This is a genomic window from Variovorax sp. GW821-FHT09A10 (genome assembly GCF_059418385.1).
In genome coordinates, this window is record NZ_JBWKPT010000008.1 from 28,045 (window position 1) to 40,550 (window position 12,506).

The 12,506-nt window shown below is 68.4% G+C and carries 10 protein-coding genes; all 10 read left to right on the forward strand.

Features of this window, described 5'->3' with window-relative positions; all coding sequences use genetic code 11:
- The first annotated feature begins 171 nt into the window (after positions 1-171).
- The 10 genes from AC07Q9_RS24880 (at position 172) to trpA (ending at position 12,415) form a co-directional block, all read left to right on the forward strand.
- Complete coding sequence (locus AC07Q9_RS24880) at positions 172-1,125, forward strand: LysR substrate-binding domain-containing protein (protein WP_495312138.1); 954 nt, start codon at positions 172-174, stop codon at positions 1,123-1,125.
- Positions 1,126-1,173: 48 nt separating this feature from the next.
- A complete protein-coding gene (leuC, locus tag AC07Q9_RS24885) occupies positions 1,174-2,595 on the forward strand; it encodes a 3-isopropylmalate dehydratase large subunit (RefSeq protein WP_495312139.1) in 1,422 nt (473 codons plus the stop codon).
- 24 nt (positions 2,596-2,619) lie between these two features.
- Positions 2,620-3,270 (forward strand): 3-isopropylmalate dehydratase small subunit, encoded by a 651-nt coding sequence (leuD, locus tag AC07Q9_RS24890; RefSeq protein ID WP_070062266.1) that lies wholly within the window; start codon positions 2,620-2,622, stop codon positions 3,268-3,270.
- 43 nt (positions 3,271-3,313) lie between these two features.
- Positions 3,314-4,402, forward strand: a complete 1,089-nt coding sequence (gene leuB, locus AC07Q9_RS24895; protein ID WP_495312140.1) for a 3-isopropylmalate dehydrogenase — start codon at positions 3,314-3,316, stop codon at positions 4,400-4,402.
- Between the two features lie 90 nt (positions 4,403-4,492).
- Positions 4,493-5,638: an aspartate-semialdehyde dehydrogenase gene (gene asd / locus AC07Q9_RS24900; protein ID WP_495312141.1), complete on the forward strand. Its 1,146-nt coding sequence runs from the start codon at positions 4,493-4,495 to the stop codon at positions 5,636-5,638.
- Between the two features lie 167 nt (positions 5,639-5,805).
- On the forward strand, positions 5,806-8,640 hold the full coding sequence (locus tag AC07Q9_RS24905; protein WP_495312142.1) for a FimV/HubP family polar landmark protein: 2,835 nt from the start codon (positions 5,806-5,808) through the stop codon (positions 8,638-8,640).
- A gap of 31 nt (positions 8,641-8,671) precedes the next feature.
- On the forward strand, positions 8,672-9,496 hold the full coding sequence (gene truA / locus AC07Q9_RS24910) for a tRNA pseudouridine(38-40) synthase TruA (RefSeq protein ID WP_495312143.1): 825 nt from the start codon (positions 8,672-8,674) through the stop codon (positions 9,494-9,496).
- On the forward strand, positions 9,493-10,236 hold the full coding sequence (locus AC07Q9_RS24915; RefSeq protein WP_495312144.1) for a phosphoribosylanthranilate isomerase: 744 nt from the start codon (positions 9,493-9,495) through the stop codon (positions 10,234-10,236). The genes truA and AC07Q9_RS24915 overlap by 4 nt, the downstream gene beginning before the upstream one ends.
- A gap of 47 nt (positions 10,237-10,283) precedes the next feature.
- Complete coding sequence (gene trpB, locus AC07Q9_RS24920; RefSeq protein WP_062475486.1) at positions 10,284-11,570, forward strand: tryptophan synthase subunit beta; 1,287 nt, start codon at positions 10,284-10,286, stop codon at positions 11,568-11,570.
- A complete protein-coding gene (gene trpA / locus AC07Q9_RS24925) occupies positions 11,570-12,415 on the forward strand; it encodes a tryptophan synthase subunit alpha (protein ID WP_095949558.1) in 846 nt (281 codons plus the stop codon). Before trpB ends, trpA begins: the two co-directional genes overlap by 1 nt.
- Positions 12,416-12,506 lie beyond the last annotated feature (91 nt).

Sequence of the window (12,506 nt, forward strand, 5' to 3'; positions counted from 1 at the left end):
CTGCGGAACCTCCGCCCCCTGAAAAAGCTGCCTCCGGGCAGCTTTTTTATTGCCCGTTCGGCATGCCCCTCCTCGCCAGCCGGCAGCGAGGTCATCGCGCATCGCGATGGCGACGGCCTAAAAACAGTAAGAAAATAGCCAACTCATCGCCAAATGCGATGCCCAAGCCCCATGAGCACCTCCGAACGCAACTTCGCCCGCCGCATCGACCTCACGTCGCTGCAGCTGTTCGTGGCTGTGTGTGAGCTGGGCAGCATCGGGCGCGCGGCGGAGCGCGAGTTCATTGCGGCCTCGGCCGTGAGCAAGCGGCTGTCCGACCTGGAAGCCACGCTCGGCACCGCCCTGCTCTACCGCCATGCGCGCGGCGTCGACCTCACGCCGGCCGGCGAAAGCCTGCTGCACCACGCCCGCTCGGTGCTCTACAGCCTCGAGAAGATGCAGGGCGAGCTCAGCGAATACGCCGACGGCGTGCGCGGGCACGTGCGGGTGCACGCCAACATCTCCGCCATCGTGCAGTTCCTGCCGGAAGACCTGGGCGTGTTCTCGCGCGCGCACGAGGCCATCAAGATCGACCTCGAGGAGCACCTGAGCAGCGAAGTGATCCGCGCGGTGCAGGAAGGCGCAGCCGACCTGGGCGTGTGCCACGTGGCCGGCGGCGCGGGCGAACTGCAGAGCCTTTCCTACCGGCACGACCACCTCGCGCTGATCGTTCCCGAGGGGCACGCGCTGGCCGCGCAGGACGCGATCGATTTCATCGACTCGCTGGCCTTCGACCACGTCGGCCTGCACACCAACAGCTCGATCTACGTGGCGATGCACGAAGCGGCGCTCAGCGCCGGCCGCAGCGTGAAGCTGCGCATCCACGTCACGGGCCTCGATGCCATGTGCCGGATGATCGACAACGGCCTGGGCATCGGCGTGATGCCGCAGCGCGCCTTCGAACTCATGCACAACGGCATCGGCCGCGGCCTCGTCAGCGTGACGCTCAACGACGCCTGGGCGGCGCGCGAAATCCGGCTGGTGGCGCGCGACTTCTCCACCCTGCCGGTGGCGGCGCGCACGCTGGTGAACCACCTGCACGCGGCGGCCGATTCGGCCGACGCCACCGAACGACTCGCGGCCTAGACCGCGTCGACAGACAATCCATTTCCCCACGAAAGACAAGAGACCGACATGGCACGCACGCTCTACGACAAGATCTGGGACGAACACGTCGTCCACACCGAGGAAGACGGCACCGCGATCCTCTACATCGACCGCCACCTGGTGCACGAAGTGACCAGCCCGCAAGCCTTCGAAGGCCTGCGCGAAGCCGGCCGCAAGCTGTGGCGCATCAGCTCGGTGGTGGCCACCGCCGACCACAACACGCCGACCACCGGCTGGGAACGCGGCTACGAAGGCATTGCCGACCCGACCAGCAAGGAACAGGTCACAACGCTGGACCACAACATCGCCGAGTTCGGCGCCGCCGCGTTCTTCCCGTTCCTGAGCAAGCGCCAGGGCATCGTGCACGTGATCGGCCCGGAAAGCGGCGCGACGCTGCCGGGCATGACGGTGGTCTGCGGCGACTCGCACACCTCCACGCACGGCGCGTTCGGCGCGCTGGCACACGGCATCGGCACCAGCGAGGTCGAGCACGTGATGGCCACGCAGACGCTGCTGGGCAAGAAGGCCAGGAACATGCTCGTGAAGGTCGAAGGCAAGCTGCCGCTCGGCTGCACGGCCAAGGACATCGTGCTGGCCATCATCGGCAAGATCGGCACCGCCGGCGGCACGGGCTACACGATCGAATTCGCAGGCTCGGCGATTCGCGACCTGAGCATGGAAGGCCGCATGACGGTCTGCAACATGGCCATCGAAGCCGGCGCGCGTGCCGGGCTGGTGGCGGTCGACGAAAAGACCATCAGCTACGTCAAGGGCCGCCCGCTCGCGCCCAGCGGCGTCGAGTGGGACCAGGCCGTGGGCTACTGGCGCACGCTGCAGTCCGACCCCGGCGCGACCTTCGACGCCGTGGTCGAGCTCGACGCCGCGCAGATCCCGCCGCAGGTCACCTGGGGCACCTCGCCCGAGATGGTGGTCGACATCAACGGCCGCGTGCCCGATCCCGACAAGGAAAAGGACGCCAGCAAGCGCGGCGCCATCGAGCGCGCGCTGGTCTACATGGGCCTGGAGCCCAACAAGGCCATGAACGACATCTTCATCGACAAGGTGTTCATCGGCTCGTGCACCAACAGCCGCATCGAGGACATGCGCGAAGCCGCTGCGGTGGTCAAGAAGCTCGGCCAGAAGGTCGCCAAGAACGTGAAGCTCGCGATGGTCGTGCCCGGCTCGGGCGTGGTGAAGGAACAGGCCGAGCGCGAAGGCCTCGACCTGATCTTCAAGGCCGCCGGTTTCGAATGGCGCGAGCCCGGCTGCTCGATGTGCCTGGCGATGAACGCCGACCGGCTCGAGCCCGGCGAGCGCTGCGCATCGACCAGCAACCGCAACTTCGAAGGCCGCCAGGGCGCCGGTGGCCGCACCCACCTCGTGAGCCCGGCGATGGCCGCCGCCGCCGCGGTGCACGGCCACTTCGTCGACGTGCGCACTTTTGCCTGATCTGGCCTGACCTGGAGACATCACATGCAGAAATTCACCGTGCACAAGGGCCTCGTGGCCCCCATGGACCGCGAGAACGTCGACACCGACGCGATCATCCCCAAGCAGTTCCTCAAGTCGATCAAGAAGACCGGCTTCGGCGTGAACCTGTTCGACGAGTGGCGCTACCTGGACGCCGGCTTTCCGGGCCAGGACCCGGCCAGCCGCAAGCCGAACCCCGACTTCGTGCTGAACCAGCCGCGCTACGCGGGCGCTTCGGTGCTGCTGGCGCGCAAGAACTTCGGCTGCGGCTCGTCGCGCGAGCACGCGCCGTGGGCGCTCGACCAGTACGGCTTTCGCGCCATCATCGCGCCGAGCTACGCCGACATCTTCTTCAACAACAGCTTCAAGAACGGCCTGCTGCCGATCGTGCTGCCCGAGGCGCAGGTCTCGCAGCTGTTCGACGAAGCCTTCGCCTTCCCGGGCTACACGCTGACCATCGACCTGGAGCGCCAGGTCGTCGTGAAGCCTGACGGCCAGGAGTTCGCGTTCGACGTGCAGGCCTTCCGCAAGTACTGCCTGATCAACGGGCTGGACGACATCGGCCTCACGCTGCGCCACAAGGACAAGATCAAGGCCTTCGAGACCGAGCGCCTGGCGCAGAAGCCCTGGCTCGCGCACACGATGATCTCGTGATCGGCGGCCTTTCCGTTTTCAAGAAAAAACCTCAGACCAACTTATGAAAATCGCAGTTCTCCCGGGTGACGGCATCGGCACCGAAATCGTGGCGGAAGCCGTCAGGGTGCTCGAAGTCCTCGACCTGAAGTTCGAGATGGAATCGGCCCTGGTCGGCGGCGCGGCCTACGAGGCGCACGGCCACCCGCTGCCCGACGCGACGCTCAAGCTCGCCAAGGACGCCGACGCGGTGCTGTTCGGCGCCGTCGGCGACTGGAAGTACGACAAGCTCGACCGCCCACTGCGGCCCGAGCAGGCCATCCTGGGGCTGCGCAAGAACCTGGGCCTGTTCGCCAACTTCCGCCCGGCCATCTGCTACGAGCAGCTCGTGGACGCCTCGAGCCTCAAGCCCGAGCTGATCGCGGGCCTGGACATCCTCATCATCCGCGAGCTGACCGGCGACATCTACTTCGGCCAGCCGCGCGGCCGCCGCATTGCCACCGACGGGCACTTCCCGGGCGCCGAAGAGGCCTTCGACACCATGCGCTACTCGCGCCCCGAGGTCGAGCGCATCGCCCGCGTCGCCTTCGAAGCGGCCCGCAAGCGCAGCAAGCGCGTGACCAGCGTGGACAAGGCCAACGTGCTGGAGACCTTCCAGTTCTGGAAGGACATCGTGACCGAGGTCGGCAAGGAGTACCCGGACGTCGAACTCGACCACATGTACGTCGACAACGCCGCCATGCAGCTCGTGAAGGCGCCCAAGAAGTTCGACGTGGTCGTCACCGGCAACATGTTCGGCGACATCCTCTCGGACGAGGCCGCGATGCTCACCGGCTCCATCGGCATGCTGCCCTCGGCCTCGCTCAATGCGAGCAACCAGGGCCTGTACGAGCCCAGCCACGGCAGCGCGCCCGACATTGCTGGCAAAGGGGTTGCCAATCCTTTGGCTACAATCCTGTCCGCTGCCATGATGCTCCGCTTCTCCCTCAACCAGCCCGAAGCTGCCGACCGTATCGAGTCGGCGGTCAAGCACGTGCTCGCCTCCGGGCTGCGCACGGGCGACATCTGGTCCGAAGGCACGAAGCGCGTCGGCACCCGCGAAATGGGCGACGCGGTCGTAGCAGCCATCACCAAAAAGACGATTACCGGCTAACCGCAGCCCGCTTCGTCACGCCCTCCCCCGGCCGACGAGTCGGGGGCAAAAAAGACTGATTTTTTCTTTCTTCACTAAGGGCAAACTGAAATGGCGAACGCATCCAAGCAACCTCTGGTCGGCCTCGTGGGCTGGCGCGGCATGGTCGGCTCGGTCCTCATGGACCGCATGCAGGCCGAAGGCGACTTCGGCCTCATCGAGCCGGTCTTCTTCTCGACCTCGAACGCGGGCGGCAAGGCCCCGGCGATGGCCAAGAACGAAACCACGCTCAAGGATGCGAACGACATCGAGGCACTGAAGAAGTGCGACATCGTCATCACCTGCCAGGGCGGCGACTACACCAGCGAGGTGTTCCCCAAGCTGCGCGCCGCCGGCTGGAACGGCCATTGGATCGACGCGGCCTCCACGCTGCGCATGAACGATGACGCGATCATCGTGCTCGACCCCGTCAACCTGCCCGTGATCCAGAACGCGCTCGCCAAGGGCGGCAAGAACTGGGTCGGCGGCAACTGCACCGTCAGCTGCATGCTCATGGGCGTGGGCGCCCTCTACAAGGCCGGCCTGGTCGAGTGGATGACCAGCATGACCTACCAGGCGGCCTCGGGCGGCGGCGCGCAGCACATGCGCGAGCTGCTGACCCAGTTCGGCACCCTCAACGCCGAAGTGCGCGCCCTGCTCGACGACCCGAAGTCGGCCATCCTCGAGATCGACCGCAAGGTGCTGCACAAGCAGCAAAACCTGAGCGCCTCCGAAATCGCCAACTTCGGCGCCCCGCTGGGCGGCTCGCTGATCCCCTGGATCGACAAGGACCTGGGCGACGGCATGTCCAAGGAAGAGTGGAAGGGCGGCGCCGAGACCAACAAGATCCTCGGCCAGGGCGCGGGCTTCGGCACCGCCCCCACGCCGGTGGACGGCTTCTGCGTGCGCATCGGCGCGATGCGCTGCCACAGCCAGGCCCTGACCTTCAAGCTCAAGAAGGACGTGCCGGTCGCCGACATCGAAGCGATGATCGCCGCCGACAACCCCTGGGCCAAGGTCGTGCCGAACACGCGCGAAGCCACCGTCAAGGACCTGACGCCAGTGGCCGTGACGGGCACCATGGACATCCCGGTCGGCCGCATCCGCAAGCTGGCGATGGGCCCCGAGTACGTCGGCGCCTTCACCATCGGCGACCAGCTGCTGTGGGGCGCGGCCGAACCGCTGCGCCGCATGCTGCGCATCCTGCTCGAAGCCTGATGCGGGTTGCTCAGGCCCTTGAAATACAAAAATGTTGCCGAAAGGCAACACAGGATGTCATCGGAAGTATGCGCGCACTGGGTAGATCAGGCGCATTGCCTTGTCAGTGCATGGTGATGATGCTAACGTCCTCTTACAAATTCAGGGCCTGAGCCGCCCCTATCAGCATGACAAGACATCTGTTGCCCGCGGCCCGCCCTTCGGCCGCCCGCCCCGCCCTGCCGTCAAATGGCTGGCGCCTTTCCATCCTGGGCGCTGCCGCCGCCCTGACGCTGGGGCTCGCCAGCCCTGACGCCAGCGCCTTCGCGCTCGGGCCGCTGCGGGTGCAGTCGGCACTGGGCGAACCGCTGCGCGCCGAGATCGATGTCACCGAAATGGCCGCCAATGAAGCGGACGGCCTGAAGATCAACATCGCCACGGCCGAAGCCTTCAAGAACGCAGGCATCCCGTACAACGCGGCCCTCGGCGACGTGAAAGCCACGCTGCAGCGCCGCGCCGGCGGCCAGTACGTCGTGCGCCTGGCCGGCAACCGCCCGCTCAACGACCCCTTCATCGACCTGCTGCTCGAAGCCAATGGCGCCTCGGGCCGCATCGTGCGCGACTACACCGTGCTGCTCGATCCGCCGGCCACGCGCCAGGCGGCAGCCGCGCCGGTCGCGCCCATCGCGCCGCAGATCGCCACACCGGTCGAGCGCCCCGCGCCCGCCCCGCGCGTGCGCCGCGAACCCGCGCCTGCGGTCGCTGCAACGCCCGCACCCGCTGCGGCTGCGCCGGCCCCTGCAGCCGCACCGGCTCCTGCGCCGGCACGTGCCGCCGTCGCCGCCCCTAGCGGCGGAAGTGGCGGCAGTGGCGGCAGTGGCGGCAGTGGCGAACAAGTCACGGTGCGCCGTGGCGACACCGCCGGCAAGATCGCCTCTGCGCACAAGCCGGCCGACGTGTCGCTCGACCAGATGCTGGTCGCGCTGCTGAACGCCAACCCCGACGCCTTTGTCGGCGGCAACGTCAACCGGATGAAGGCCGGTGCCGTGCTCGACCTGCCGAACGCCGCCGCTGCTGCTGCTGTGCCGGCCGCCGATGCGCGTCGCACGATCACCGCGCAAAGCCGCGACTTCGGCAGCTACCGCCAGCGCCTCGCCGAAAACGCCCCGACCACCAACGTGGCCGCAGCGAGCCGTCAGGCCTCGGGCAAGCTGCAGGCCAGCGTGGAAGACCGCAATGCCGCCGCCAGCGCACCCGACAAGCTCACGGTGTCGCAAGGCAACGCCGCCGCACGCGCCGCTGACGAAAAGGTCGCGCAGGCCCGCCAGGCGCAGGACAGCAGCAACCGCGTCGCCGAACTCTCGAAGAACATCAACGAGCTGAACAAGCTCAAGGCCGGTGCGGGCACCGGCACCGGATCGTCCGCTGCGGCCGCCGCGCCTGCAGCGCCGGCCACCACGCCCGGCATCGCCGTTCCCGCGCCGCTGACCGGCGCCACGACGCCGTCGCCGGCGGTCACGGCCGGTCCTGCACCGGTCGCGACCCCTGCAGCCGCTGCCACCGCACCGGCAACGCCGGCTCCGACCGCTGCGCCAGCCGCTCCCGCTGCAACGCCCCCTGTCGCCGCTGCCTCTGCTGCTGCACCCGCCGCAGCAGCCGCACCGTCCGCCACCGATGCAGCCGCCCTCCCCGTGGCTGCCGCTGCCAGCGCTGCGGCAGCCGCAGCCCCCATCGTCGCGCCCAAGCCGGTGGTCAAGGCCTCGCCGCCGCCGCCCCCGCCGGAGCGCAGCTTCTTCGACGAGTTGCTCGACAACCCGCTGATGCTCGCGGGCGCCGCGCTGATCGCGCTGCTGGTCGGCTTCCTGCTGTACCGCGTGCTGGGCCGCCGTCGCGAGGAAATGAGCGAAAGCGTGTTCCTCGAAAGCCGCATTCCCAAGGACTCGTTCTTCGGCGCCAGCGGCGGCGAATCGGTCGACACCAAGAACCGCGGCGATTCCACCGTGTCGTCGCTGTCGTACTCGCCGAGCCAGCTCGATGCGGGCGATGTCGACCCGGTCGCCGAAGCCGACGTCTACCTCGCCTACGGCCGCGACCTGCAGGCAGAGGAAATCCTGCGTGAAGCGCTGCGCCTGAACCCGGACCGCACCGCGATCCACCTCAAGTTGCTCGAAATCCACGCCAAGCGCCGCGATGTGCGTGCCTTCGACGGCCTCGCCACCGAAGTGCACAAGCTGACCAACGGCGCGGGCTCCGAGTGGAACCGCGTGGTCGACATGGGCAAGGACCTCGATCCGGGCAACCCGCTGTACGAATCGGGCACGGGCACCGCGCGCGGCGCCAGCCAGGCCGAGACCGCCGCATTCGCCGGCGCGCTGGCAGCCGCTGCCAAGCCGGCTGCTGTAGCCGCAGCAGCCGTCGTGGCACCGCCGCCTCCAGCCGCACCGCCCGTGGCGTCGGCCCCGCCGGCCTTCATGCCTTCGGTCGCACCGCTGGACTTCGACCTCGACCTGACCCAACCGCCAGCACCGGCGCCTGCCCCCGTGGGTGCCAGCCTGCCGAAGTCGGTCTACGCGCCGACGGCCGCAGCGGCTCCGCTGAGCAACGGCCACGACGCGGCACCTGTCGACCTTGAAAACGATTTCGACACGGCCCCCGGTGCACTGACCGCCCACACGCGCCCCTCGTCGCTGAACGACGCCGAGCACAACACCCGCCCGGCCATGCTGCGCGACGCGCTGCCCGCCGATTCGGGCTTCATCGAGTTCGACATGAGCGCCCTCGCCGGCCTGCCGGCCCGCTCCGCCGCTGCCGAAGCACCTCGCTCGGCGGCCGTGGCCACCTCGCCGTCCGCCCTGGACGACGACGGCGACGACAACCCGCACGCCGTGAAGCTCTCGCTGGCCCGCGAACTGCAGGCCATCGGCGACGTCGAAGGCGCGCGCTCGCTGGTCGAGGAAGTCGAAGCCGAAAGCGCTGGCGACCTCAAGTCGCAAGCCAAGCAGCTGCTCGCCGAACTGCGCTGAGCCGGTTGCCGACTGCCCTTCTGATCGCTTCGTGAGGCTGGCACTCGGCATCCGCTACAACGGCCAGGCATACGAGGGCTGGCAGAGCCAGCGCTCGGGCCGCACGGTGCAGGACAAGCTCGAAGCCGCCCTCGCGAAGTTCGCCGGCCTGCCCGTCGGCAGCCGGGTCAGCACGCTGTGCGCCGGCCGCACCGACGCCGGCGTGCACGGGCTGATGCAGGTGGTGCACTTCGACACCGACATCGAGCGCGACCCCTTCTCCTGGATGCGCGGCACCAACCGCTACCTGCCCGACGACATCGCGGTGCAGTGGGCGCACCCGGTGCCCGACGAATTCCATTGCCGCGCCAGTGCCCTGGCGCGTCGCTACGTCTACGTGCTCTCGCAGTCGCCCGTGCGGCCCAGCCTGGATTCGGGCCGGGTCGGGTGGTCGATGTACCCGCTCGACGGTGATGCGATGCGCGCCGCGGCGGCGCTGCTGGTCGGCCGGCACGATTTCAGCTCGTTCCGCGCCTCGGCCTGCCAGGCCCTCTCGCCGGTCAAGGACCTGCGGCGCCTCGAGATCACCCGCGTGGGCGACGGCGAGCGCTGCCGCTGGCACTTCGAGTTCGAGGCCGACGCGTTCCTGCATCACATGATTCGCAACCTGATGGGCAGCCTGGTGCGCATCGGCCGCGGCGACGAACGGCCCGAATGGATCACCGAGGTGCTCGAGGCGCGCAGCCGCAAGGTGGCGGCGCCCACCTTCTCGGCCGACGGCCTGTATTTCCTCGGCCCGTTGTACGACGCCCAGTGGGGTCTGCCGGCCGAGGCCACGTTCCAGGGCGAGCGGGCTTCGTATGATGGTCCGCCATGACATCCCCTGCTCCCCTCGCCGCGCGCACCCGCATCAAGATCTGTGGCCTCACGCGTGAGGCCGACGTGGACGCGGCGGTCGAGGCCGGCGCCGACGCGATCGGCTTCGTGCTCTACCCGAAGAGCCCGCGCGCCGTGAGCGCCGAGCGCGCCGCCGAGCTGGCCTCGCGCCTGCCGCCCTTCATCACGCCCGTGCTGCTGTTCGTGAACGCGGACGCTCCCGAAGTCCTGGCCTCCCTGGCCCGCGTGAAAGGCGCCATCGCCCAGTTCCACGGGGAGGAAACGCCCGAACAGTGCGAGGAAGCCACCGGCCCGGGACGCTTTCGTTACATGCGCGCCGCCCGGATTCCGCTGGGGGCTGCCGGGGCCGGCTTCGACCTCGTAAAATACGCGTCCGATTACTCCCGCGCCCAGGCCATCCTGCTCGACGCCCATGTCGAAGGTTATGGCGGAGGCGGCAAGGCTTTCGATTGGTCACTTCTTCCACCCGCCGTCGACGCTCACCTCGTCTTGAGTGGTGGGCTCACACCTGCAAACGTGAGCGATGGCATTCACAGCCTGCGGACGCGCTGCAAGACGCTGTCCGTTGATGTGAGCTCGGGCGTCGAAATCGACGGTCCCGGGCACAAGGGCCTCAAGGACGCCGGAAAGATCCGGGCATTCGTCGCCGCCGTGAGAGCCGCAGATGCGGCGAACACTGTCAAAGCCTCGGCTGCCGACGCTTCGTCCTTCTCCAGTTAGCCGCCGCACCCGATCGCATTCGGGCTGCGGCCCATCGATCGAGAACCATGCAAAGCCAATTCCAGGACTACCAGCAACCCGACGCCAGCGGCCACTTCGGCCCCTACGGCGGCACCTTCGCGAGCGAAACGCTCACCCACGCGATCAACGAGCTGCGCGACGCGTATGCGAAGTTCAAGGACGACCCGGCCTTCCTGGCCGAGTTCCACTACGAGCTGAAACACTTCGTCGGCCGCCCCTCGCCGATCTACCACGCCGCACGCACCAGCCGTGAAATGGGCGGCGCGCAGATCTACCTGAAGCGCGAAGACCTGAACCACACCGGCGCGCACAAGATCAACAACGTGATCGGCCAGGCGATGCTCGCGCGCCGCATGGGCAAGCCCCGCGTGATTGCAGAGACCGGTGCCGGCCAGCACGGCGTGGCCACGGCCACCATCTGCGCGCGCTACGGCCTCGAGTGCGTGGTCTACATGGGCAGCCAGGACGTGAAGCGCCAGAGCCCCAACGTCTACCGCATGAACCTGCTGGGCGCGACTGTCGTGCCCGTCGAATCCGGCAGCAAGACGCTGAAGGACGCGCTCAACGAGGCCATGCGCGACTGGGTCACCAACGTCGAAAACACCTTCTACATCATCGGCACGGTGGCGGGCCCGCACCCCTACCCGACGATGGTGCGCGACTTCCAGAGCGTGATCGGTACCGAGTGCATCGCGCAGATGCCCGCCATGCTCGCGGCCGACGGCATCACCGGTGAAGCCGAGGGCAAGCAACCCGACGTGGTGGTCGCCTGCGTGGGCGGCGGCAGCAATGCGATCGGCATCTTCCACCCCTACATCCCGTTCGCGGGCACGCGCCTCATCGGCGTGGAAGCGGCGGGCGAAGGCCTGGACAGCGGCAAGCACGCCGCCTCGATCCTGCGCGGCAGCCCCGGCGTGCTGCACGGCAACCGCACCTACCTGCTGCAGAACGACGACGGCCAGATCACCGAGACGCACAGCGTCAGCGCCGGCCTCGACTACCCTGGCGTCGGCCCCGAGCACGCCTACCTGGCCGACATCGGCCGCGCCGAGTACGTCGGCATCACCGACGTCGAGGCGCTCGAAGCCTTCCACTACCTGTGCCGCACGGAGGGCATCATTCCCGCGCTCGAATCCAGCCACGCCATGGCCTACGCCCTGAAGCTCGCCAAGACCATGCGCCCCGACCAGTCCATCCTCGTGAACCTCTCGGGCCGCGGCGACAAGGACATCGGCACCGTCGCCGACCTGTCGGGTGTCGACTTCTACGACCGGCCCTCGATGCGCGGTCTGAGCGTGAAGGGAGGCAAGTGATGAGCCGCATTGCCGCCAAGTTCCAGGCCCTGCAAACGCAAGGCCGTCGCGCGCTGATCCCTTATGTCACCGCCGGTTTCCCCTTCGCCGACATCACGCCCGAGCTCATGCACGGCATGGTCGAGGCCGGTGCCGACGTGATCGAGCTGGGCGTGCCCTTCTCCGACCCGATGGCCGACGGCCCCGTGATCCAGAAGGCCGGCGAGGCCGCGCTGGCGCTGGGCGTCGGCATGAAGCAGGTGCTCGCCATGGTGGCCGCCTTCCGCACGAAGGACACGACCACGCCGGTCGTGCTCATGGGTTACGCCAACCCGGTCGAGCGCTATGACCTCGTGCACGGCAAGAAGGCCTTCATCCGCGACGCGGCCGCGGCCGGTGTCGATGGCCTGCTGGTCGTCGACTACCCGCCCGAGGAATGCGAGGACTTCGCCGCCGACCTGAAAGCGGCCGGCATCGACCTGATCTTCCTGCTGGCCCCCACCAGCACCGCCGAGCGCATGGCGCAGGTGGCGCGCATCGCGAGCGGCTACGTGTACTACGTGTCGCTCAAGGGCGTGACCGGCGCCGGCCACCTCGACACCGAGGCGGTCGGGCGCATGATCCCGCGCATCCGCGAGCACGTGAGCATTCCGGTCGGCGTGGGCTTCGGCATCCGCGACGCGCGCACGGCGCAGGCCATCGGCTCGGCAGCGGACGCCGTGGTCATCGGCACGAAGATCATTCAACTCATCGAAGACCAGCCGCGCGAGAACGTGGTGCCCACGGTGCGCGAATTCCTGGCCGGCATCCGGGAGGCGCTCGACGCCCTGCCGGCGGCTACCGCCAAGAACGCGGCTGGCCGATAATCGCTGCTGCCCTCACCCCCAACCCCTCTCCCGTGCGGGAGAGGGGAGCTAAGTGTCAGGAAGGCATCCTTCCTGAGAAATTCGGAGTCCC